Annotated in this window: 25 protein-coding genes and 1 tRNA gene; 12 read left to right on the top strand and 14 right to left on the bottom strand. The window is 66.4% G+C overall.

Annotated elements, in window-relative coordinates:
• Window positions 1-8: 8 nt before the first annotated feature.
• Both BMY29_RS01445 and BMY29_RS01440 read right to left on the bottom strand, forming a co-directional pair.
• Complete coding sequence (locus BMY29_RS01445; protein ID WP_049990348.1) at window positions 9-380, bottom strand: 30S ribosomal protein S8e; 372 nt, start codon at window positions 378-380, stop codon at window positions 9-11.
• 109 nt (window positions 381-489) lie between these two features.
• Window positions 490-2,745 (bottom strand): NADP-dependent malic enzyme, encoded by a 2,256-nt coding sequence (locus BMY29_RS01440; RefSeq protein WP_049990347.1) that lies wholly within the window; start codon window positions 2,743-2,745, stop codon window positions 490-492.
• Between the two features lie 147 nt (window positions 2,746-2,892).
• Between BMY29_RS01440 and BMY29_RS01435 the strand changes: the two genes are divergently transcribed.
• Window positions 2,893-3,360: a phosphopantetheine adenylyltransferase gene (locus BMY29_RS01435; protein ID WP_049990346.1), complete on the top strand. Its 468-nt coding sequence runs from the start codon at window positions 2,893-2,895 to the stop codon at window positions 3,358-3,360.
• 140 nt (window positions 3,361-3,500) lie between these two features.
• Here the strand turns inward: BMY29_RS01435 and BMY29_RS01430 are convergent, their stop codons facing one another.
• Window positions 3,501-3,809: a transcription initiation factor IIB family protein gene (locus BMY29_RS01430; protein WP_049990345.1), complete on the bottom strand. Its 309-nt coding sequence runs from the start codon at window positions 3,807-3,809 to the stop codon at window positions 3,501-3,503.
• A 232-nt stretch (window positions 3,810-4,041) separates the two neighbouring features.
• Between BMY29_RS01430 and BMY29_RS20820 the strand changes: the two genes are divergently transcribed.
• Window positions 4,042-4,215, top strand: a complete 174-nt coding sequence (locus tag BMY29_RS20820) for a hypothetical protein (RefSeq protein ID WP_173424909.1) — start codon at window positions 4,042-4,044, stop codon at window positions 4,213-4,215.
• Window positions 4,216-4,272: 57 nt separating this feature from the next.
• A tRNA-Leu gene (locus tag BMY29_RS01425) sits at window positions 4,273-4,357 on the top strand.
• A gap of 213 nt (window positions 4,358-4,570) precedes the next feature.
• On the opposite strand, the gene BMY29_RS01420 is transcribed toward BMY29_RS01425, so the two are convergent.
• Entirely contained in the window at window positions 4,571-4,810 is a 240-nt protein-coding gene (locus BMY29_RS01420; RefSeq protein WP_206539060.1) for a hypothetical protein, read from the bottom strand.
• Window positions 4,811-5,071: 261 nt separating this feature from the next.
• On the opposite strand from BMY29_RS01420, the gene BMY29_RS01415 reads away from it, so the two are divergent.
• The 3 genes from BMY29_RS01415 to BMY29_RS01405 all read left to right on the top strand — a co-directional run bounded on the left by BMY29_RS01415 (window position 5,072) and on the right by BMY29_RS01405 (window position 7,262).
• A complete protein-coding gene (locus tag BMY29_RS01415) occupies window positions 5,072-5,596 on the top strand; it encodes a hypothetical protein (protein ID WP_049990343.1) in 525 nt (174 codons plus the stop codon).
• Between the two features lie 84 nt (window positions 5,597-5,680).
• The gene (dacZ, locus tag BMY29_RS01410; protein WP_049990342.1) at window positions 5,681-6,493 is read left to right on the top strand and encodes a diadenylate cyclase DacZ; all 813 of its coding nucleotides are present in this window, start codon (window positions 5,681-5,683) and stop codon (window positions 6,491-6,493) included.
• A 1-nt stretch (window position 6,494) separates the two neighbouring features.
• Window positions 6,495-7,262 carry a mechanosensitive ion channel family protein gene (locus BMY29_RS01405; RefSeq protein WP_049990341.1) on the top strand — a complete coding sequence of 256 codons (768 nt, stop codon included), beginning with the start codon at window positions 6,495-6,497 and terminating at the stop codon, window positions 7,260-7,262.
• 29 nt (window positions 7,263-7,291) lie between these two features.
• Here the strand turns inward: BMY29_RS01405 and BMY29_RS01400 are convergent, their stop codons facing one another.
• Window positions 7,292-8,113, bottom strand: a complete 822-nt coding sequence (locus tag BMY29_RS01400) for a nucleoside phosphorylase (protein ID WP_049990340.1) — start codon at window positions 8,111-8,113, stop codon at window positions 7,292-7,294.
• A gap of 59 nt (window positions 8,114-8,172) precedes the next feature.
• Here BMY29_RS01400 and BMY29_RS01395 point away from each other — a divergent pair, with 59 nt between their 5' ends.
• Window positions 8,173-8,607 carry a DUF488 domain-containing protein gene (locus tag BMY29_RS01395; RefSeq protein ID WP_049990339.1) on the top strand — a complete coding sequence of 145 codons (435 nt, stop codon included), beginning with the start codon at window positions 8,173-8,175 and terminating at the stop codon, window positions 8,605-8,607.
• A gap of 56 nt (window positions 8,608-8,663) precedes the next feature.
• Here the strand turns inward: BMY29_RS01395 and cdd are convergent, their stop codons facing one another.
• From cdd to BMY29_RS01360, 7 genes are all read right to left on the bottom strand, one after another.
• Window positions 8,664-9,071 carry a cytidine deaminase gene (cdd, locus tag BMY29_RS01390; RefSeq protein ID WP_049990338.1) on the bottom strand — a complete coding sequence of 136 codons (408 nt, stop codon included), beginning with the start codon at window positions 9,069-9,071 and terminating at the stop codon, window positions 8,664-8,666.
• Window positions 9,072-9,181: 110 nt separating this feature from the next.
• Window positions 9,182-10,258, bottom strand: a complete 1,077-nt coding sequence (locus tag BMY29_RS01385) for an ABC transporter permease (protein ID WP_049990337.1) — start codon at window positions 10,256-10,258, stop codon at window positions 9,182-9,184.
• On the bottom strand, window positions 10,251-11,480 hold the full coding sequence (locus BMY29_RS01380; protein WP_049990336.1) for an ABC transporter permease: 1,230 nt from the start codon (window positions 11,478-11,480) through the stop codon (window positions 10,251-10,253). Before BMY29_RS01380 ends, BMY29_RS01385 begins: the two co-directional genes overlap by 8 nt.
• Entirely contained in the window at window positions 11,477-13,168 is a 1,692-nt protein-coding gene (locus BMY29_RS01375) for an ABC transporter ATP-binding protein (RefSeq protein WP_049990335.1), read from the bottom strand. The genes BMY29_RS01380 and BMY29_RS01375 overlap by 4 nt, the downstream gene beginning before the upstream one ends.
• A 4-nt stretch (window positions 13,169-13,172) precedes the next feature.
• On the bottom strand, window positions 13,173-14,225 hold the full coding sequence (locus BMY29_RS01370) for a BMP family lipoprotein (RefSeq protein ID WP_049990334.1): 1,053 nt from the start codon (window positions 14,223-14,225) through the stop codon (window positions 13,173-13,175).
• A gap of 168 nt (window positions 14,226-14,393) precedes the next feature.
• Window positions 14,394-15,785: a phosphohexomutase domain-containing protein gene (locus BMY29_RS01365; RefSeq protein WP_049990333.1), complete on the bottom strand. Its 1,392-nt coding sequence runs from the start codon at window positions 15,783-15,785 to the stop codon at window positions 14,394-14,396.
• Window positions 15,786-15,987: 202 nt separating this feature from the next.
• Complete coding sequence (locus BMY29_RS01360) at window positions 15,988-16,632, bottom strand: MaoC family dehydratase (protein WP_049990332.1); 645 nt, start codon at window positions 16,630-16,632, stop codon at window positions 15,988-15,990.
• A gap of 279 nt (window positions 16,633-16,911) precedes the next feature.
• On the opposite strand from BMY29_RS01360, the gene BMY29_RS01355 reads away from it, so the two are divergent.
• The 5 genes from BMY29_RS01355 (at window position 16,912) to BMY29_RS01335 (ending at window position 20,842) form a co-directional block, all read left to right on the top strand.
• On the top strand, window positions 16,912-17,226 hold the full coding sequence (locus BMY29_RS01355; protein WP_049990331.1) for an AbrB/MazE/SpoVT family DNA-binding domain-containing protein: 315 nt from the start codon (window positions 16,912-16,914) through the stop codon (window positions 17,224-17,226).
• A gap of 8 nt (window positions 17,227-17,234) precedes the next feature.
• Window positions 17,235-17,720: a hypothetical protein gene (locus tag BMY29_RS01350; RefSeq protein ID WP_049990330.1), complete on the top strand. Its 486-nt coding sequence runs from the start codon at window positions 17,235-17,237 to the stop codon at window positions 17,718-17,720.
• Window positions 17,721-17,763: 43 nt separating this feature from the next.
• Window positions 17,764-18,315, top strand: a complete 552-nt coding sequence (locus BMY29_RS01345; RefSeq protein ID WP_049990329.1) for a poly(R)-hydroxyalkanoic acid synthase subunit PhaE — start codon at window positions 17,764-17,766, stop codon at window positions 18,313-18,315.
• Complete coding sequence (gene phaC / locus BMY29_RS01340; RefSeq protein ID WP_049990328.1) at window positions 18,312-19,946, top strand: class III poly(R)-hydroxyalkanoic acid synthase subunit PhaC; 1,635 nt, start codon at window positions 18,312-18,314, stop codon at window positions 19,944-19,946. Before BMY29_RS01345 ends, phaC begins: the two co-directional genes overlap by 4 nt.
• Before the next feature lie 152 nt (window positions 19,947-20,098).
• Complete coding sequence (locus BMY29_RS01335) at window positions 20,099-20,842, top strand: beta-ketoacyl-ACP reductase (RefSeq protein WP_049990327.1); 744 nt, start codon at window positions 20,099-20,101, stop codon at window positions 20,840-20,842.
• Window positions 20,843-20,945: 103 nt separating this feature from the next.
• On the opposite strand, the gene BMY29_RS01330 is transcribed toward BMY29_RS01335, so the two are convergent.
• Together BMY29_RS01330 and BMY29_RS01325 are read right to left on the bottom strand one after the other, a co-directional pair.
• Entirely contained in the window at window positions 20,946-21,569 is a 624-nt protein-coding gene (locus BMY29_RS01330) for a hypothetical protein (RefSeq protein ID WP_049990326.1), read from the bottom strand.
• A 2-nt stretch (window positions 21,570-21,571) separates the two neighbouring features.
• Window positions 21,572-22,399: a DUF4330 domain-containing protein gene (locus BMY29_RS01325; RefSeq protein WP_049990325.1), complete on the bottom strand. Its 828-nt coding sequence runs from the start codon at window positions 22,397-22,399 to the stop codon at window positions 21,572-21,574.
• Window positions 22,400-22,413 lie beyond the last annotated feature (14 nt).

The raw sequence follows: 22,413 nt of genomic DNA, 5'->3' as shown, positions 1-22,413 counted from the left end.
AGTTCGCGTTAGTCGAGGAGAGCGGCGTTGACCTGTCCGGTCTGGCCCGGTCGGGACGTCACGCGAGCGCGGCCCTCGCTCGTCTCGATGACAGCGCCCTTCGTGATGATGTTCCGGCGGACGTAGTTCGGGTTGGCGTCGTTCTCGACGACGTCCTCGATCTCCGCGGAGACCGTCTCTCCGCCCTTGTTGACGCTGGCGACGTTCGTCGCGAGAGCGCGGGTCTTCGTGTCGTTGCCGCGCACGTCGACGGTCCGGTATCGGGGTTCGCCGACCTGCGTCTCGGTCGGGAGCCGGCCGAGCTCGTCCTTGCGGCGCTTTCGAACGTTCTTCAGTCGGCCACCGGTTCGCTTGCGCGTAGAGCGTCCCTGATCTTGCATACGCGGCAAAAGTCCCGGCGCATACTTGAATCCACGCTTTCGTCTCGATCGGTTCGGACTCGGCCGCTCCGCGGACCGCTAAAAACCGCGCACGGGCCAACCGCGCGAGTTACTCCTGTTGTGCGTCGACGACCGCCACGCCGGCCAGGTTTACGATGTCCTTGACCTCGTCGCCGCGCTGGAGGACGTGGACCGGCTTGTCCATCCCGACGAGCATCGGGCCGATGGCGTCGGCCCCGCCCAGGCGCTGGAGCAGCTTGTAGCCGATGTTACCCGATTCGAGGTTCGGGAAGACCAGCACGTTCGCGGGGTCATCGAGTTCGGAGAAGCCATAGGTGCCCTGGAGGATGTCCTCCACGACGGCGGTGTCAGCCTGCATCTCGCCGTCGACGGGGAAGTCGACCTCGGGATCGTCCTGCAGCATCGAGGCCGCCTTGCGGGGCTTGCGCGTCCCCTCGTTGTTGACGCTGCCGAAGTTCGAGTACGAGAGCAGGGCCGCGCGGGGCTCGATGTTGAACCGGCGCGCGAGCTTGCCCGTCTGCTTGGTGACCTCCGCGAGGACCTCCTCGTCGGGGTCCTGGTTGACCGTCGCGTCGGCGACGAAGACCACGCGATTCTTGAACGTGAGCATGTAGACGCCAGCGGCGTAGTCGACGTTCTCGTCGGTGCCGATGACCTGCAGCGGCGGTCGCAGCGCCGACGGGTAGTGGTGCGAGAGGCCGGTCAGCAGGGCGTCGGCATCGCCCTGTTCGACCATGATGCTGCCGAAGTAGTTCGTGTCGCGCTCGATGAGTTCGCCGGCCTCGGTCCGCGTGATCCCCTTGCGGGCGCGGAGTTCGTGGAGCCGGTCGGCGTACTCCTCGTAGTCGCCCACGGCGGGATCCGCGACGGTCGGATCGAAGTCGAGTCCGAGATTTGCCGCCGTCTGGCGGATCTCTCCCTCGTCGCCGATCAGCACCGGCAGGGCGATCCCCTGCTCCTGGATCTGGTAGGCCGCGCGGATCATCTTCTCGTTTTCACCCTCGGCGAGCGCGACCGTCTGGGGGTCGCTCTTGGCTTTGTTGAGGACGACCCGCATCATCTCGCGGGACTTTCCGAGGCGGGCCTCGAGTTCCTCCTCGTACTCGTCGGTGTCGAGTTCCGCGCGGGCGGCGCCGGACTCCATCGCCGCCTCGGCGATCGACGGCGCGACGCGGAAGAGCACCCGCGGATCGACGGGCTTGGGAATGATGTACTCGGAGCCGTACTGGATCGGCTCGTCGCCGTACGCCTTGACGACCGCGTCCGGGACGTCCTCGCGGGCGAGTTCCGCCAGCGCCTCGGCGCAGGCCACCTTCATCTCCTCGTTGATCTCGGTCGCGCGGACGTCCAGCGCGCCGCGGAAGATAAAGGGGAACCCGAGCACGTTGTTGACCTGGTTCGGGTAGTCCGAACGGCCGGTCGCCATGATGACGGTGTCGTCGCGGGCCTCCTTGGCCTCCTCGTAGCCGATCTCGGGGTCCGGATTCGCCATCGCGAAGATGATCGGATCGTCGGCCATCGACCGGACCATCTCCTGGGAGACGATCCCGCCGATCGAGAGGCCGACGAAGACGTCGGCGCCCTCCATCGCGTCCGCCAGGCCGCCCTCTGTAACGTCGCGGGCGAACTCTCGCTTGTACTCATTGATATCGTCCTGGCGCGCGCGCTCCTCGGTGATGATCCCCGAGGAGTCGCACATGGTAATGTTCTCCCGGCGGACGCCCAGCGAGACGTAGAACCGCGCCGTCGCGATAGCGCTCGCGCCCGCGCCCGAAAACACGATCTTGAGTTCGTCGAGACTCTTGCCGGCGATGTCCGCGGCGTTGAGCAGCGCCGCGCCGGAGATGATCGCGGTCCCGTGCTGGTCGTCGTGGAAGACGGGGATGTCGATCTCCTCGCGGAGCCGTTCCTCGATGGTGAAACACTCGGGCGCCTTGATGTCCTCCAAGTTGACCCCGCCGAAGGTCGGTTCCATCATCTTGACGGCCTCGACGAACTTGTGCGGGTCTTCCTCGTCGAGTTCGATGTCGAAGACGTCGATGTCGGCGAAGCGCTTGAATAGCACGCCCTTCCCCTCCATGACGGGTTTCGACGCCTGGGCACCGATGTCGCCCAGTCCGAGGACGGCGGAGCCGTTCGAGACGACGCCGACCAAGTTGCCCTTGGCCGTGTAGCTGTAGGCGTCGGTCTCGTCCTCGTCGATCTCGCGACACGGCGCCGCGACGCCAGGCGAGTACGCCAGCGAGAGGTCTCGCTGGGTGTTCGTCGATTTGGTGGTCGAAATCTCGATCTTCCCCGGCGGATCGGTCCGATGGTACTCCAGTGCGTCCTCGTCTAGTCCCATATCGGGGACACTACAGGATACTACAAAAACGATGTGGAGGGTATCTTCGACACATGTCGAAAATATGGTTTCGGACGGCCGCCGAGCGGCCCCGTACAAATGCGTTGATTCGACCGTTTTATACGCGCCGCTGGAGTGGGGTGGGGTATGGACGTCGCGCTTGGTGGGACCTTCGACCCCGTTCACGACGGCCACCGACGGCTGTTCGAACGGGCGTTCGAACTCGGGGACGTGACGGTCGGGCTGACCAGCGACGAGCTCGCGCCGAAGACGCGATCGGTCGATCGGAACGTTCGGCCGTTCGACGAGCGGAAGGCGGCTCTCGCGGACGAACTCGAAGCGATCGCGGCCGACTACGACCGCGAGTTCGAGATTCGGAAACTGACGAAGCCGACGGGGATCGCAACCGAACCCCAGTTCGACTACCTCATCGTCTCCCCCGAGACGCGCGAAGGTGGCGACCGGATCAACGAAATTCGCCGCGAACGCGGCCACGATCCGCTCGAGGTCGTCGTCGTCCCGCACCTCCTCGCCGACGACGGCGATATCATCTCGAGTACGCGGATCGTCCAGGGGGAGATCGACGAACACGGGACCGTCGTCGACGAGGACTGACGGCGCGACGCCTGGCGACGCGGCGCCTCGTTTGCGGCCGCTATTTCCGATCGCCGCGTAATAGCTGTTTCAGTCCGCGTACCGACTTGTTACGGTCGGTCAGTGGCGACCTATGGTAGTGAAACGGCCGTACGTGCTCCCTACCACCGCGGCGGTTCGAGGCCGGCAGACTCGAGGAGTTCCTTCCAGCGGGACTGGATCGAGAGCCGTGAGACGTCGGCGGCCTCGGCGACCGCGCCCTGCGTGCGGCCGTCACCGGCGACGAGTGAGCCGGCGTAGAGGCTGGCGGCGAGGACCGCTCGCTTCGAGCGATCTGACGCGGGGACGTCGGTGAGGAAGAGATCGACCGCGCACGATCGCGCCTCCGCCGATAGCTCCAGTCGGTCGGCAACGGTCTGGAGTTTCTCGAGCCACGGTTCGTATTCGACACGGTCCCGGGCGCTGTGCATACGACCGGATATCGGATCGATGGAGATAAACGTACGGACCGGCGGTCGTCGGGCCACCGGCCGTCGGTGTCGGCGGCTCGCTCCAATGCAGTACTACGAATGGCAACGTCCAGCTACGGATAGTTCGGTACTGCGGCCGTTCTCGGTCGATTACACTAGGAGATAACTACTAAACCACCTGTAGGGTGAAGACCAATGCGACGACCACCATCGGGGGCGGTTCGCGAGCCACATGAAAGAGCCAACCTGCAAACTCGTCTGTACCGGCTGCGGGCTCGAGATGCCCTACCGGGAGCGGTCGCTGGCCGAACGAGCCGCGGAGCTCCACCAGCTGCGGGATTCGGAGCACGTGACGTTCATCGTTCCCCCGGATTGGTCGCCGGAGGAGCCGGTGAAACACGGGTGACCCGCGATCATCGCGGACCGACAGGTACTTACTCGATTCGTGAAAATCCAAAACCGAGCGCGGGTAGCCAAGCTAGGCCAACGGCGCAGCGCTTAGGACGCTGTCCCGTAGGGGTCCGCCGGTTCGAATCCGGTCCCGCGCATGCTTCTCCGAGCACTTCCGCGAGGAGACGCATCGCGATGAGGATTCGAACCCTGCAAGGAACGCGCAGCGACCGACGGGAGCGAGCATTTCTTGCTCTGGTTCGAATCCGGTCCCGCACAGTATACTGCCGTCACTCTAAATTTCGGTCTTTCCGTACCCTTTTCCTCGAGTTTACTATCTCCGTCTCCGACGAGTCGCCTGGCCCCCGAACTCAGTCCCCGTCTTCCGTCAGCGAACTTGCGTCTAACTCCCCGTCGAGATACGATGCCCCCGTATCGGAGATCACGTAGAAGCCGCGGGAGGGACGCTCGACCAGGCCGTACGAGGCGAGTTTGCGGCAGCGAACGCCGATGTAGTCGTTGCTCCGATCGAGCGCATCTGCGATCACTTTCGGAGTCCCGGCCGTCTCCGATGCGAGGTACTCCAGTATCTCGTCATCTGCCCGAGTCATCCACTCAGCACGCTTTCGCATCTATAAAGCTATGCTGAGCAGAGTTCCATGAAGGTACGCAATAGCAGTTCTACTAACCGTTCTAGCAGTTCTTTGATCCAATTTAGGGTACCAATAGGACTGCGGGGCATAGTTTTTTGTTATGCTACTATAATATTTGGACAGCGGGACGGTACGCGGAGTGAACGAGCAACGACAAAACAGACAGAAGGTGTCCTCACACCGATCTGCGCCAACTCCCGCATTCGAACGACGAACGCCATGTCAGACGACAATTCGCGGGGTCTCGAAGGCCCCGACCGACGAGACGTATCGACCGACTCGATCGTCCGAGCGTACGGGTCCGGCTCCGACGCGGTCCGGCCCGCCTTCCGCGTGCGGCTCGCGACGATCGACGCGACGGCGCGGACGCTCCTCGCGACCGTCCGCCAGGCCGCCCGCGACGGTGACCTCGAACCCGCGACGCGTCGCGACGCGGTTCGGCACCTCCGCGAAATCCGCGCGGAAGCCGCGTGGGCCGGCCGCGCACTCGCGCAATCTGAGTCCGCGGCGGGCGACGCCAGGCGGCCGACCGACGGGACGGACGGTGATCGGGGCGCCGACGGTGACGGTGGCGACGAAGGGCCCGGGTCTGATCCCGACCGCGGGGGCGTCCCGATGATCCGTCGCCGCGGCGGTGGCGTCACGACGGTTCTCGGCCCCGATCCGATCGCTTTCGAACGCGAGTATGGCGACCGCGACGGGACGGACTCCGAGCCGACCGACGAGTCAGTGACAGATAATTGAACCCAGTTAAATCCGTAGATAATCGACAGACAAGCGTCTGACGTCCCACAACGCTTATTCGCGCGGAAACGACTTATACGAGCAATGGCCGGGTTAGACGACGTCTTCGGGGAACTCTTTGCGAGTATCGATGCAGTCGTTCTCTTTTCGCCGAGCGGATCTTACTACGAACAGTTCGCGTCGGTCGACGACGTCGATGTGATCGTCGTCGGCACGGAAAACGCCGTGGGCGCGGAGACGTTCGTCGAACTCCCCCTGGAATTCGAAGCCATCACGGAGCGCATCCGCTTCGGCCTGGAAGGCGCGCTGGAACAAGGAGTGATCGAGGACGGCGACGAGTTGGCCTGCGCGACGAGCGTCTTCGGAGACGGGATCGATACCGTCTCGCGCGTCCGGGCGGACGCGGAGACCCACACGGGGATCTACGACATGTTCGTCAAGTCCCGGGCCGACTCGGAGGTGACCAAGGCGGTCCTCGAACTGGCGATCGAGTTGGGCCAGAAGGGACAGAAGGGCAAGCCCGTGGGCGCGCTGTTCGTCGTCGGCGACGCGGGGAAGGTGATGAACAAGTCTCGGCCCCTCTCGTACAACCCCTTCGAGAAGTCTCACGTCCACGTCGGCGATCCGATCGTGAACGTGATGCTCAAGGAATTCTCGCGGCTCGACGGCGCGTTCGTCATCTCCGACGCGGGCAAGATTGTCTCGGCGTACCGCTACCTCGAGCCGTCCGCGGAGGGGATCGACATTCCGAAGGGGCTGGGGGCGCGGCACATGTCCGGCGCCGCGATCACGCGGGACACCAATGCGATTTCGATCGTTCTCTCCGAGAGCGACGGACTCGTCCGGGCGTTCAAGGCCGGAGAGCTCATTCTGGAGGTCGATCCGGAGGCGTACTGATATGGTCAACTGGCAGTCGTTCGTCAACGAGCCGGCCGTCATCGCGGCGGCGGTACTGGCGCTCGGACTCGTGGTCGGCTATCTCGTCGGCCGGCTCAACGAGGAGTTGCTGGCCGCCTCGGGCGTGCCCGGGGCCGTCGAAGGGACGCCGTTCGAGCGGACGGCCCAGTCGATCGGCACCTCGACGGTCGAGATCGTCGCGCGGCTGAGTTCGTGGTTCATCTACGGCATCGCGGTCCTGACCGCGATCCACATCGCGCAGCTGCTGGACACGGACGCCTTCTGGCTGCGGGTCACGGAGTTCATCCCACAGCTGTTCATCGCCGTCTTAGTGCTCATCCTCGGGTTCATCGTCGCGGACAAGTCGGAGCTGATCGTCAGCGAGTACTTACGCGGGGTCAAACTCCCCGAGGTCTCCTTGCTCCCGAAGGTGGTCAAGTACTCCGTCCTCTACGTCACCTTCATCATCGCCCTGGGCCAGATCGGCGTCCACGTCCTGGCGCTGCTAATCCTGCTGACGGTGTACGCCGTCGGCGTCGTCATCGTCGGCACCGTCGCCTTCAAGGATTTCCTCGTCTCGAGCGCGGCGGGGATCTACCTCCTGCTCAACCAGCCCTACGGGATCGGCGACCAGGTCCGAATCGGCGAGCAGACCGGGATCGTTCAGGAGGTCGATCTGTTCGTCACGAAGATCGAGGACGATTCGGAGGAGTACATCGTGCCGAACCGGAAGGTCTTCGAGGACGGGATCGTTCGGATGCGAGACTGAGACGAAAACGGCCGTTCAGCCGCTCGGCGTTACTCGATCGACAGTCCGGCGTGCCACCGATCGGCGCCGGCCTCGCGCTTGACCTCGTCCATCTTCGCCAGGAGATGCGTCGCGAGCGACGCCGTCTCGGCCGCGCGCGATTCGCCTTCGGTCCGGAACTCGCCGGTCTCGCGGTTGGCGTAGACGGTACAGACCGCGCCGGCCCGCAGCCCGTAGAGGTTCGCGAGCGTGAGAATGGCGCTGGCCTCCATCTCGATGTTCTTGACGTTCGCTTCCTTGAGCTCGTCGACCAGGCCGTCCGCGCCGGCGGCCTCGAACCCGTCGAACCCGGGTCGGCCCTGGCCGGCGTAGAACGAGTCGGCGCTCATCGTGACGCCGGTGTGGTAGTCGTAGCCGAGCCGTTCGGCGGCGGCGACCAGCGCGGCGACGACTTCGTGGTCCGCCGCGGCCGGGTAGTCCTCGCGGACGTACTCGTCGCTGGTTCCCTCCTGGCGGACTGCGCCCGAGGTGATCACCAGGTCGCCGACGTCCATCTCGGGCTGGATCGCGCCGCACGAGCCCACTCGAATGAAGGTGTCGACGCCGACGCGGGCGAGTTCCTCGACGGCGATCGCCGCGGAGGGGCTGCCGATCCCGGTCGAGGTGACCGAAATCGGCGCCCCCTCGTAACTGCCCGTCGCGGTGCGATACTCCCGGTGGTGTGCGCGGATCTCGTGGTCGTCCCAGAAGGCGACGATCTTCTCGAGGCGCTCGGGGTTACCCGGCAGGAGCACGGTGTCGGCGACGTCGTCGGCGCTCACTTCGAGGTGATACTGGACGTCCGCGTTCGGATCTTCGCTGTCGGAGGTCATCGAATGGCGGCGATTCGATCCGGCGTCGTATATAAATGCGGGACCCGCGTAGCGAGCGTATGGCACGGGGAACGCTCGCGGACACCTACGTCGCCGCGATCCAGCACGACCTGGCCGACCTGCCGGCGGACGCGACGCGGATCGGCGTCGTCCGGCAGCCGACGTCGTGGTTCCACGCGGCTGTCGACGAGAACCGCCCCGACCTCGGCCCGCCCGCCGACCTGCTCGACTCGCTGCGCGATATCGAGGAGGACATGAAGATGCGGGGTCTGTGCGAGGAGGGCGCCCACAACGCCGCCTGGGACCAGGTCGGATTCGACGAGGCCTATCGGGACCACCTCGAAACCGACGACGACGCGCGGGCCGCGCTCGCCGAACTCGAAGATCGCCTGGCTTCGGGAGAGTCGCTGGTCTTAGTCTGTTTCGAGAACACCGAAAAGAAGCGGTGCCACCGGACGATCCTCCGCGACGAACTCGAGGAATCGGTGTCGTAGGGCCGCGGCGCGATCGCTCTCTCGGCCCGCACCGGACCGGGCGGCCCGCTCACCGCTCACTCGAGCGTCTCCTGGGTGATCGTGTTCGGCAGGAGTTCCCCGAGCGTGTACTCCGTCGGCTCCTCGCCCTCGCCCTCGTCGCAGAGTACGACCAGGCCGTCGTCGCAGAACTCGGCGAGCGTCTGGCGGCACATTCCACAGGGGGTGACGCCGTCGCGGCGGCTCGAGCTGACCGCGAGCCTGGCGAACTCGCGGTGGCCGGTCTTGACCGCCTCGGCGATCGCGACCTCCTCGGCGTGGAGGCTGTTGCTGAAGTTCGCGTTCTCGAGGTTGCAGCCGACGAAGACCTCGCCGTCGGCGGTCTCGAGGGCGGCTCCGACCGCGTACTCGGAGTAGGGGACGTGGGCGGCCGACTGGACGTCTCGCGCGGCGTCGATGAGATCGCGTTCCGTTGCTTCGGTCACGCTGTGACGTACCCCGAGCGGGTGCAAGAAGGCATCGGCTGTCCTCGCGCGGCGTCTCCGGTTTGCCGACTCTCGACCCGCGAACGGAGGAAAAAGGAGACGGTGAGCGGTCAGTCCTCGCCGGACTCGTAGTGGTCGCCGGCGGCGTCGGGCAGGCGGGTGCGACCGACGAACACGAGGACGACGATGACCGTCATGTGCGGGATGGTGCGGATCAGCTCCGTCGGGATCGCGTAGCCGGCCGACTGGAGCGTGGTCTGGACCGAGTTGAGCCCGGCGAAGAGGAACGAGCCGAGCAGGGCGCCGATCGGATGGTAGTTCGCGAGCAGGTAGGTCGCGATCGCGATGAACCCGCGGCCGCCGATCGCCGTGTCGCCGCCGCCGGCGAACGTGCCGAGGTGGCCCAGCGCGAAGCCGGCGCCGCCCAGACCGGCGAACACACCTGAGAGGAGCACGGCGGCGTACCGGACCTTGCGGACGTCGACGCCGGCCGTGTCCAGGGCCTTCGGGTTCTCGCCGCTGGCGACCACCCACCGCCCGAAGTTCGTCCGGGAGAGCAGGTACCAGCCCGCGACGGCGCCGACGAGCATGATGTACACCTGCGGTTCGGTGTCGAACAGCAGGTAGCCAAGCAGCGGAATCTCCGACAGCACCGGGATCGTCACGTCGCCGAACCGCGTGACGCCCGGGATGTTCGGACTGCCGAAGACGATCCGCGAGGCGAACGGCGCCAGGCCCAGCGAGATGAGCCAGATCGCCAGGCCCGCGATGATCTGGTCGGCCTTGAACTCGATACAGACGATCGCGAAGAGCAACGCGAAGAGCACGCTGACGGCCACGCCGGCCAGGAGCCCCCACCACAGGTTCGGCAGGCCAAGCGTCGCGCCGCCGTCGCCGAGCCGGTGGACGGCGATGATCGAGCTAAAGGCCGAGACGATGAGCAGCCCCTCGATGCCGATGTTGATGACGCCGCTCTTCTCGGCGAAGATGCCGCCGATCGCCGCGAGCGCGATCGGGACGGCGAGTCGGAGCGTCGCCGTGTGGGTGCTCGGGCTGGCCGCGATCGAGAGCAGGACGCCCGGCCACGAGTCGGGGGCCAGGAGACCGACGACGACCCACAGAACTGCGAGAGCGCCCAGCCCCGCGCCGATCGACCGGCGCGAGAGCCGATCGCGCAGGTCACTCATCGGTCTCACCTCCGTCGCCGCCGTCGGCGCGAACCGGCTGTCCGGCCCCGACGTCGAGGTAGCGCTGGCCGACCATCCGGAAGAACTCCGGCATCGCGACGAAGAGGATGATCAGCCCGGTGAGGATGCCGACCAGTTCGGGCGGAACGTCCGTCGTCGTCCCGATCGAGTTCGAGCCGCTCTGGAGGACGCCGAACAGGAACGCCGCCGCGCCGACGCCCAACGGGTTGTTGCCGGCCAGCACCGAGACTGCGATCCCGTCGAAACCGATCGACGGCACGTTCTCGAGCCAGCTGCCGTGGACCATCAGGACCCAGAAGGCGCCGGCGACGCCGCCCAGCGCCCCCGAGAGGGTCATGCTGGCGACGGTCATCCGCTTCTCGTCGACACCGCCGTAGGCTGCCGCCGCCGGCTGGATGCCGCTCGTCCGGAGTTCGTACCCGAACGAGGTTCGCGCGAGCAGCCAGGCGATTCCGAGCATGAGCGCGACGGCGAACGCGAGCGCGAGCACCGAGAAGCCCGCCTGGAAGCCGATGCTCGGGATCTCGGCGTACTCGGGGACCGGCTCGGTCCGCGGGTTGGTGCTGTCGGGATCCTGGAACCACCGAGAGAGCATGGTCGACGTGACGCCGGCCGCGACGAAGTTGAGCATGATCGTCGTGATAACCTCGTTGGCGTCGGCGTAGGCCTTCAGGACGCCCGGAAGCGCGCCGTAGAGCCCGCCGGCGATCGCACCCGCGAGCACGCCGAGCGGGATGAGGACGACCGTCCCGACGAAGCCGCCGGGGACGATCGACGCGGCGTAGACGACCGTGACGGCCGTCGCGAGCCCGCCGACGACCAGTTGGCCCTGCGTCCCGATGTTGAGCAGGCCGGCGCGGAACGCGACCGCGACCGACAGCCCCGCGAAGATCAGCAGCGTCGCCTCTCGGAGCGTCGTCGCGAGCCTGTAGTTCACGGGGCTCCAGCCGCCGTCGAGCGGGTGGCCCAGCGCCCCGAGGAACAGCTCGTAGTAGACCTGCATTGGGTTGTAACAGAACGTCATCCCGGCCACGTCGAGGCCGGACCGGCAGGAGGCGAAGCCGCCGGAGATGAACACCAGCACGCCGCCGATGAGGACGGCGGCGAACAGCGCCGCGACGCTGATGACGACGCGTTCGAGGACCGACGCCTGGATCAGGCGTTCGAGGAGCCGATCGAGCCGGTCTTTCGCCGCGCTCATCGCAGTTCACCTCCGTTTCCGGTCCCGGCGGCGTCACCGGTTCCGGTGGTAGCGTCGGCGTCGGCGCCGGTACCGGTACCGTCAACTCCCGGCCGCTGGCCGGCCATGAGCAGCCCCAGCTCCTCCTCGGTGACCGTTTCGGGGTCGGTGACGTCGATGAACTCGCCCTCGTAGATGACCGCCAGGCGGTCCGAGAGCGAGCGGACTTCGTCGAGATTCGAGGAGACCAGCAGGACCGCGACCCCCTGTTGGCGGAGGTCGAGCAGCCGGTCGTGGATGAACTCCGTCGAGCCGATGTCGACCCCGCGGGTGGGGTGGGTCGCGACGACCAGCGAGGGGTCGCGCTCGAACTCGCGGCCGACGATGAACTTCTGTTGGTTCCCGCCGGAGAACGAGCGGGCGTCGGCGTCGGCGTTCGGCGGCCGGACGTCGTAGGTCTCGATGATCTCCTCGGCGTGGCCGCGGACGCCTGGCCAGTCGATGCGCCCGCCGCTTGCGAACTCCGGCGACCGCTGGCTCCCGAGAACGCCGTTTTCGACGAGGTCGAAGGACATGACCAGGCCGCGCTCGTGGCGGTCCTCGGGGATGTACGCCATCCCGTTCTCGATCCGCCGGCGGCGCGACCAGTCGGTGACGTTCGCGCCCTCGTAGGAAACCGTGCCCTCGTCGGGCGTCCGAAGGCCGGTGATCGCCTCGATCAGTTCCGCCTGGCCGTTGCCGTCGACGCCCGCGATGCCGACGATTTCGCCGGCGCGGACGTCGAGGTCGATACCGGAGACGACCTCGACCCCGCGGGCGTCCTCGACGGACACGTTCTCCGTCGAGAGGACGACGTCGCCCGTCTCGACCGGGTCGGATTCGGCCTCCAGCAGTACTTCCCGGCCGACCATGCGCTCGGCCAGGTCTTCTCGGTTCGTGCGCTCGGGGTCGACCGTGCCGACGGACTTGCCATCCCGAAGGACGGTGATCGCGTCGGCGGCGTGGGTCGCCTCCTCTAACTTGTGCGTGATGAAGATGATCGTCTTCCCCTGCGCGGTGAGTTCGTCGAGGACGTCGTAGAGGTCCTCGACCTCTTGGGGCGTGAGGACGGCGGTCGGCTCGTCGAGGATGAGCACGTCCGCGCCCCGGAACAGCGCCTTGAGAATTTCGACGCGCTGTTGGACGCCGACGCTCAGATCCTCGACGGTCGTCTGTGGATCGACGTCGAACCCGTACCGATCGCAGAGATCCCGGACCTCGCGGTCGATCCGGTCGCGGTCGACGGCCATGCCGAACCACTTCGTCGGCTCGTTGCCCAGGGCGATGTTCTCGGCGACCGTCATCGGATCAACCAGCATGAAGTGCTGGTGGATCATCCCGATGCCGGCGTCGATGGCGTCTCGCGGCGAGTCGAACGATCGCTCCTGTCCGTCGACGACGACCCGTCCTTCTTCGGGCTGGTAGAGCCCGTAGAGGACGTTCATCAGGGTCGTCTTCCCGGCCCCGTTCTCGCCGAGCAGGGCGTGGACGGTGCCCCGCTCAACCCGCAGATCGACGTCGTCGTTGGCGACGACGCCGGGGAATCGCTTCGTGATGCCGTCGAGGTGGATGGCGAGGTCGCTGCCGGTGGTTCGCTGATCGGCGGCGCGCACCCCCGTCCCCTCGGTCGGTCCCGTCCCGTCAGTCGTTCCCATTCCCGGCTCCGTCATGCGATTACGGTTCGTTCGGGACGTCGATCTCGCCGTCGATGATCGCTTGCTCGGACTCCTCGAGTTGAGATTTGATCTCCTCGGGGATCTCGCCGCCGATCTCGGCGCCGTACTCGGCGCCGACGCCGTCCTGTTCGAGGCCGAGGGTCTCGGTTTCGCCGCCCGCGAACTCGTCGTTGACGACGGCCTCGGCGGCGGAGTAGATCGCGGTGTCGACGCGCTTGACCATGCTCGCGAGGATGACGTCGGCGTAGCCCGGGTTGGACTCGGACTGGTCGTCGTCGACGCCGATCGCGAACCGGCCCTCTTCCTGCGCCGCCTGGAAGACGCCGATCCCGGTCCGGCCGGCCGCGTGGAAGATGATGTCGGCGCCCCGGTTCTGGTACAGCGACCGGGCGGCCTCCTGTCCGCCGGCGGTGTTGTTGAACTCGCCGACGTACGTCGAGGCGACCTCGGCGCCGGTGTCCGCGTACTCGACGCCCGCACGGAAGCCGGCCTCGAACGACTCGATCAGCGGCGATTCGGTACCGCCGACGAAGCCGACGACGCTCTCGTTCGGATTCGTCTCGCCGGCCCCGGCCGCGAACTCCTCGTCGGTCAGCAGGCCGGCCAGGTGACCGACCTGGAACGAGCCCTCGGGCTCGCCGAACAGGTAACTCCGGACGTTGTCCTCCTCGACGGTCTCGTCGACGATAATGAAGTTCTGGTCCGGATACTCCGGCGCGTTCTCCGAGAGGGCTTCGACCTGCGCGTAGCCGATACAGCAGATCAGATCGTACTCGCCGGACTCCGCGTAGTCCCGCTGTGCGCCGGCGAACTCGCCCTCGGAACTCGGTTCGGTCTCGTCGAACGCGAGGCTGAACTCGTTGGAAGCCTCTTCGATGCCCTGCTTTGCCATGTCGTTGAACGAGTCGTCGCCGAGGCCGCCGGTCGCGTACACCATTCCGACCTGGACGTCGGCGTCCCCCTCGTCGCCGAACCCACCGACACAGCCAGCAATGCCTGCGAGTCCGACCGCACCCGCACCTGTAAGAAACTGTCGTCGATCTCGTGCCATGGAGCGGACTAGCGCAAACATCCGGTTTATACCCGTCGAAATCGACGGATCTGAAGGATCAGACCAGTAAACTGTTCCGTTTTCGAGCGGGTGAGCGACGAATCGACGCCTGTCCAGTACGCTCTGTCCGTCGATTTCGGCCCGAGCGCCGCGGCGTTGTTGTCGCTCTTACGTCGCGTCCGCGACGGCTCCCTCGATGACCGCCCGTGCCTCTGCGACCAGGTCGTCGACTGAATCGCTCTCGGCGTAGAGGCGCACGTACGGTTCCGTCCCGCTGGGCCGGACCAGCAGCCACGACGCGTCCTCGAACTCGAGGCGGACGCCGTAGTCGGTGTCGACGGCAGCCTCGGGGAACGCCGACGGCAGGTCGGTCTCGAGAGCGGCCATGACGTCCGTCTTAGCCCGGTCCGGACACTCGACGCTGACCTTCCGATAGGGGCGTTCGGTGACCGGTTCGCGAAGCGCCGCGGTGTCGCCGGCCTCGGCGACCAGCGCGGCGACGACCGCGGCGCTCGCGACGCCGTCGATCCAGCCGCCGAAGGCGGTGTGAATGTGTTTCCAGGGCTCGGCCGCGAAGACGATCTCGGTGGCCTCGTCCCCGGCGGCCCGCTCGCGCGCGATCCCCTCGTGGAGCGATCCTAACCGGACGCGCTCGACCCGGCCGCCGGCCGCGCGAACCCGCTCGTCGATGCGCGCCGAGGCGTTGGGCGTGGTGACGACGACCGGGTCGTCGGCGTCGCTGTCGGCCGCGTATCGGGCCGCGACGACCGCGAGGACCGTGTCCTCGTGGATCACGTCGCCGTCGGGACCGAGGACGACCAGGCGATCGGCGTCGCCGTCGTGGGCCAGGCCGAGGTCGAACGCGCCGTCGGCGAGGAACGCCGAGAAGTCCGACAGCGTCTCGGGGGTGGGCTTGCTCTCGCGGCCGGGGAAGTGGCCGTCGACGGTGGCGTTGATCGCGACGACCGTCGCGCCGAGGCGTTCGAGGACCTGAGGCGTCGCGACCGCGCCCATGCCGTTCCCGCAGTCGACGCCGATTCGGAGGCCGGCGAGGGGGGCGTCCGCGGTTGCATCGTCCCCGTCACGACCGCCGAAGCGATCGCGAACGTACTCGACGACGGCGTCGCGGTATCGGTCGAGCACCGAGAGCCGCTCGGCGTCGCCCCACTCGTCCCAGCGGGCGAGCCCGGGGTCGTCGCTCGCGACGCGGTCGTCGATGGTTCCTTCGGCGTCGCTGTCGTACTCGACGCCGTCGTCGAACAGTTTGATCCCGTTGTCCTCGGGCGGGTTGTGGCTCGCGGTGAGCATCACGCCTCGTCGTCCCTGTGAAGCGAACGCGAGCGCGGGCGTGGGCACCTGGCCGACGCGTCGGACGTCGGCGCCGGCGCTTTCGAGGCCTGCCTCCATCGCCGCCGCGAGCGCCGAGCCGGTCTCCCGACCGTCGCGGCCGACCACGAACGTTTCCCCGGGGTCGCCGGCGGCCTGGCCGACGGCGAGCGCGAGCGAGGGCGATACCTCCTCGACCGGGCCGCGGATTCCTGCGGTCCCAAAGAGCGTCATATCCCTCCGTTCCGCGAGGAGGTACTTAGCACCGTTGTACTGATTCGGAGGCGAAAAAAGCGGCCGTCGTGGGCCGGCGGCGCCGGCTCGGAGCGCGAATCTGCTCGATCGATCTCACATCGATTCGACCGGCGTCCGGCGCCCGACGACCGGCGCTAACCGCAACCCGGCCCGTCCCGGAACTCGCTGCTGATCGGCTCGTCTAGTCCGCGTCGGCGGGCAGGTCGTCGATCAGCACGACCGCCTCGCCGTCGATCACGGTCGCGTCGTCGTCCTCGTTGCGCACGACCGTCTCGAGTCGATACTGGTCGTTCCCGAGGTCCTCGACGATTTCGACGCGGGCCGAGACGCGGTCGCCGATGCCGACGGGGCCGCTGAACTCCAGGTCCTGAGAGAGGTAGATCGTGAGCCCGGGGAGCCTGGCGAGGGCGGCGCTGATGAGTCCGGAGACGAGCGTCCCGTGGACGATGCGCTCGCTGAAGCGGGTCTCGCCCGCGAACGCTTCGTCGAGGTGGAGTCGGTTCGTATCGCCGCTGACTGCGGCGAAGGCGCGGACGTCCTCGTCGGTCAGCGCCTTCTCGAAGGTGACGGTATCGCCGACGGAGATGTGATCGGGATCGTCGACGGTGCGGTCGAACTGCCAGTTGAGATCCGAGTAGTTGATCGAGGGAACCGACGGCGCGACTCTGTCATCTTCCGCGCCGTTGGCCGCATCGATCGGAGAGCGCATCGCGGAAGCGGCCGCACGGTTCGCGGCGGTCGCGGTCCGTAGGAACCCACGCGTCATCGCCGACCAGGCGTTCGTCATCGCGGCGAAGTTGCTTTCGCCAGCGTTCTGGTGGGACATCTACGAGCGGGTATGTGCGGGGTGCATATGACTTCTTTGGCTCTTCTGCGGCGATTCCAAGCGGATTTTACCACTGGGTTGTTACCGTAATTTCCCGTTACGAAGGCCGCTAACGCGAAATTTCTTTCTCGGTAGCGCGACAGTTAGAGTACTTATTCAGTCGATCGCGACGTTCATCCGAACCGATACCGGGTGAACTGATCCGTTCTATACCATTGATTGGTAGCAAATGGTATCTAGTGGAAAGCCTTATTGTGTCTGCGAGCCAACGAACAGGTGATGACGGACGACTCCGATCGATCGCTCTGGTTCCCGCCCTCGATGTTCACCGAGCAGATGCAGGAGGCGGGCGAGCAAGTCGCAGAGTCCCAGCAGGAGATGATGAAGCAGTTGCTCCAGGCCACGTCGGCGAACCCGCTCGAGAACACGTCGGCCTTCGGGCCGATGAACATGGGCACGGCCACGTTCAAGGCGCGGGTCCAGAGCGGCGGTCGGATCAGCATTCCCGGTCCCGAACGGGAGGCCCTCGACATCGAAGAGGGCGATATCGTCCAGACGATCGTCGTTCCCGTCAAACGCAACCGAGAGGAGTAATCACAGCCATGACCCAGAACCCATTCACCGCAGTCTTCGAGGCACAGCGCACCGCAATCGAACAGAGCCAGGCGTTCGCTCACGACGCCATCGAGGCCCAGCAGACTTCCATCGGCGCGTTCGCGGACCTCGTCGAGACCTCCGGCGCGCTCGCCGAGTCCAACGCTGAACTCTCCCGCGGCGCCGTTCACGCGTACTTCGACGCGCTCGAGGCGTCGCTGCCCGCGGAGGCCGCCGACTTCGACGACCTTCGCGAACTCGTCGACGAGGGCTTCGACTCGGCGACTGAGGCCCAATCTCAGTCGCTCGAAGCCGTCCTCGAGGCCATCGAGGAGTCGGAGGTCGCGTACGAGGAGTTCGCCGCCAGCTACACCGAGGTCGTCGACACGTCGTTCGACGCCGCCCTGGAGGCCCACGAGCAGGTCGAGGAGAACGTCGAGACCGTCGCCGACAACGTCGACGCGGCCGCCGACGAGTTCGACGCACCGGCCTGAATTAGGCGCTCAATTTTTCACTATCCGTCACCAATTTTCATACATGTCAGACTCACGGCCCCAGGCACAGGACTGGAACGCGTTCGTCGAACAGTGGAACGAGCAATTCCTCGAGGCACTCGAGGACAACATGGTGGCCCAGGCGCAGTTCGTCGAGAGCTGGTCGGAGACCGTCGAGGAACTCAGCGGTGAGGAAGAGATCTCCGACGGCGTCGAGGGATACGCCCGCGCCTACGAGACGTGGATGAACGCCTCGAAGCAGATGGTCGACCGGATGAACGACCAGCTCGAGGGCGAGGACGTCGACGTCGAGGAGTTCCGAGACATCTGGCTCAACACGGCCAACGAGGCGTTCAAGGACGTCATGTCGACGACCGCCTTCGCCAGAATGACCGGCGAGACCGTCGGCGACGTCCTCGAACTCCAGCAACAGGCCGAGGAAACGTCCCAGGAGACCCTGCGGACGCTCGGCTTCGCGACCGAGGGGGACATCGTCGAAGTCGGCGACCGCCTGGTCGAACTCGAGCGCCGCCAGCACGCCGTCGAGCGGAAACTCGACCGCGTGCTCGACCACCTAGAAGACGAGGAAGAATGAAGAACCCCTACTCGATCGCACTGGACATGCAGCGCCAGGCCTGGGAGGCGACCGCCGAGCTGGCGGACAAGACCCGGGTCGCGCCTGACCGCACCGAGACCGTCGAGAACATCGGCGTCGGCCAGACGCCAAGCGAGGTCGTCTACGAGGAGAACAAGCTGGAGTTGCTCCACTACGAGCCGATGACCGAGGAGCAACACGACGTGCCGATCCTCATCGTCTACGCGCTGATCAACAAGCCGTACATCCTCGATCTCCAGCCCGACCGGTCGGTCGTCCAGACGCTGCTGGAGGCCGGGTTCGACGTCTACCTGATCGACTGGGGCGAGCCCTCGAAGCTGGATCGGTCGCTGAGCCTCGACGACTACGTCAATCGGTACATCGACAACTGCGTCGACGTCGTCCGCGAGCGGTCGGGCCAGGACGAGATCAACATCCTCGGCTACTGCATGGGCGGGACCAAGTCGGCGATGTACGCCGCCCTCTACCCCGAGAAGGTCAAGAACCTCGCACTGATGGCCGCGGGACTGTGCTTTGCGGGCGAGGGCGGCGTCCTCGAGTTGTGGGGTAGCGAGGACTACTACGACCCCGAGGAGATCACCGACGCCCACGACAACGTCCCGGCGGAGTTCTTAGACGTCGGCTTCGCGCTGATGGACCCCATCGCGAACAACGTGACGAAGTACGTCCGGTTCTACGACAACGTCGAGGACGAGGACTTCGTCGAGAACTTCGCCCGGATGGAGCGCTGGCTCGACGAGGGCATCGACGTCGCCGGCAAGGTCTACGAGGAGTTCATCCGCGACATCTACCAGGACAACAAGCTGTACAACAACGAGCTCGAACTGGGCGGCGAGCGCGTCGACGTCTCGACCATCGACATGCCCGTCCTCCAGATCGTCGCCGAGTACGACCACCTCATCCCGCCGGGGGCCTCCAAACCGTTCAACGAGGTCGTCGCCTCCGAGGACACCGAGATCCTGGAGTTCGCGACCGGCCACATCGGGATGTCCGTCTCCTCGCGGAGCCACGAGGAGCTGTGGCCCCGGGTCTGCGAGTGGTTCGAGGAGCGGTCGGACGGAACCGACGTGGAGAGCGAGCCCGAACGGCCCGCACCCGAGGAGACCGACGCCGCCCTCGCCGAGGACGTCACCGGCGACGAGACGGGCGCCGACGACCTCGCGGACGGCGGTTCGAGCATCGAGGTCGAGACGGTGTCCGAGAGCGAGTCCGAACCGGAGTCCGCGTCTGAGGACCTCGATGCCGAGACGAGCGAGTTCCACGGCGAGGACCGTTCCGACGAGGAGCTCGCCGAACGCGCCGAGGACGACATTCAGGACGAGCCCGCCGAGCCTGGCGAGATGACCGTCGACGAGGAGGTCGTCGAGGACGTCACCGACGAGGACGCCGTCGGCGATGCCGCCGCCGAGGAGCCCTCGGAGATCGAGGCCGAAACTGACGACTTCACCGAACTGACCGGCGTCGGCCAGGCCTACGCTGACGCGCTGACCACCGCCGGCGTCGAGACCTTCGATCAGCTCGCCGACGCCGACGTCGCCGACCTCGCCGCCGAGACGGGCATCTCCCCGAGCCGGCTCGAAGACTGGATCGACCAGGTCCGAGAGCGATAGCGGCTCAGGTACTTTCTCCCGCGAGCGTCCGCCGAACGGTCGGATCTGACCACTCGTCCGTGAAGTAACGACCACTCATCCGTGAAGTAAAATTGATATATGAGTTACAGTAGCAGGTCGTTATTTATCGCCGGGCGTTGGACGTGCCAACTATGTCCATGGATAATCGTACCTGCGTCATCACCGGCTCGGCGAAAGGGATCGGTCGGGGGATCGCCGAACACCTCGGCGAAGAGGGTGCGAACGTGGTCGTCAACTACCGCTCGTCGGAGGGGCCGGCCCACGAGGCCGCCGACGCTATCGAGTCGGCCGGCGGGTCCGCCATCGCGGTTCAGGCCGACGTCACCAACCGCGACGAAGTCGAACGAATGCGCGAGGCCTGCCACGAGGCCTTCGGACAGTGCGACGTCCTGGTGAACAACGCCGGTATCACCGCCGACAAGCAGTTCACCGAAATGTCCCGCACGGAGTGGGACCGCGTGATGGACGTCAACCTCGGCGGGATGTTCAACTGCACCCAGGAGTTCTACGACGACATCTGGAACGCCCACGAGGGCCGACTCATCAACATCTCCAGCGTCGTCGGCAAACAGGGCAACTTCGGCCAGGCCAACTACGCCGCCGCGAAAAGCGGCATGTTCGGGTTTACCCGCACGATCGCCCTCGAACTCGCCCAGGGCGGTTCGACGGCCAACTGCGTCGCCCCCGGCTTTACCCGGACCGACATGGTCGAGAGCATCCCTGACTCGGTGCTCGATCGGATCGTCTCGGGCATTCCGCTCGAACGCCTCGCGGAGATCGAAGACATCGCGGCGGTCGTTCGGTTCCTGGCCAGCGAGGAGTCGTCGTACGTAACGGGAGAAGTGATCGACGTCAACGGGGGCATGGACCTCTAGGTCTCGGTCGTTCGATCGCCAGGCGAGCGCCCGCTCGGGTAGCGACGGGAGCGGTCGGACACCGTGCGTCGAAATTCGGCAGTCGTTCTTTCCTGCGCGGACGTTAGTCTCGAGCCGACTCTCCGTTACCGGTCGTCTCCGCCGGCTCGGAGACGTCCGCCGATGCCGTCTCGGTCTCCGCCGGCGGCTCCGGCGGTTCGACGGTCGCGACGAGGAGCTGTATCGGTCGGCTCTCGACCAGGTCCGCCAGCGAGCGCGTCGATCGGAGGGCAGCGGCCGAGAGCGCCGCGACGAGGAGGTGACCGACGAAGAGTACTGTCGAATGGCCGCCGGTCAGGATGGTTGCGAGCAGCGAGACGGGGACGACGGCCAGGCCGACGGCGCCGAGCGTGCGGATCGGCCGCGCGCGAAGCGCCGCGGCGGCCGTCGCGACGACGGGTTCGGTTCGCGAGTTCGCGTAGCCGTCGGCGAGCCCGGTTCCGACCGCTTCGAGCAGCCGAACGATCGGGCCGACCGTGTAGGTCTCCCGGAGATCGATCACGATGACGTCCGGGTCGGGCTCGGCCGTCAGCCACCGGTAGCAGTACGACGCTCGAACCCACCCGGCGAGCCGATCGCCGAGGGCGTGGAGGCGGCTGTCCTCGACGGCGGACGCGACTCGGTCGGGGAGGGTGTCGAGGAGGCGAACGACCGTCGAGCGCTCGATCGCGGCGTCTAGCACCGACATCGCTACTCGCTCTCGTCGATCGGGACCGACGGACCGCGGCGGACGACCTCCCCGGTGAGGTCGTACCGGTCGGTTCGGATCGGGATGTGAGAGCCGGTTTCGACCGATCGATCGCCGAACGTCTGCGTGCCGGCCCGGGTGACCGTCACGAGGTCGACCTCGAGCTCGGCGGTCTCTCGAGACGTGTTCTCCAACTCGGTCGTCGCGACGTCGGTCACCGTCGCGACCGTTCGGCCGGCGAACCGGAACTCGTCGCCCGCCTCGATCGCATCGGCCGTCGTCGCGGACACGTTCGCTTCGAGTTGGACGGTCGTTCGCTCGGTGCGAAGCGTCGGACCCTCGTCCTCGAGCCGCTGGACCGTCCCCTGTCGCTCGTAGTCGGTCGTATCGATCGTCACGGCGCTGTCGATCCGGACCGAGCCGTTGTTGAACCGGAACGCCGTCTCGTCGGCGGTCGCCGGCGGGTACTCGCCGTCGATTTCGGCGCGAACGACCACGTGTCCGTCGCCGCCGTTCGTCGGCGAGACGTGGACGTCCGTGATCGTCAGGTTGTGGCCGTCCGTGGCGACGGCCGCCTGGTCGCCTTCCTCGATGGCGTCTGCGACGTAATCGGGTTGGGTTCCCAGATCGATCGTGGCGTACCGCGTCGCTTGTTGGCTCGCGTCGTCGTCTTCCGTCTCGGCTTCGGGACCGGAGGTCCCGGTACCGTCACCGAGGACGCCGACAACGGCAATTCCGGCGACCAATACGGCGAGAACGAGACAGACCGCGAGCGCGTCGATGACGTTGACGACGCCGAAGAGGTTCCCCTCGTCGTCGATTAACGGCATAGCTTCCTCCGAAC

Origin of the sequence: Natrinema salifodinae (assembly GCF_900110455.1) — an archaeon.
GTDB classification, from domain to species: Archaea; Halobacteriota; Halobacteria; order Halobacteriales; family Natrialbaceae; genus Natrinema; species Natrinema salifodinae.
This window is presented reverse-complemented; position numbering and strand designations above follow the sequence as displayed.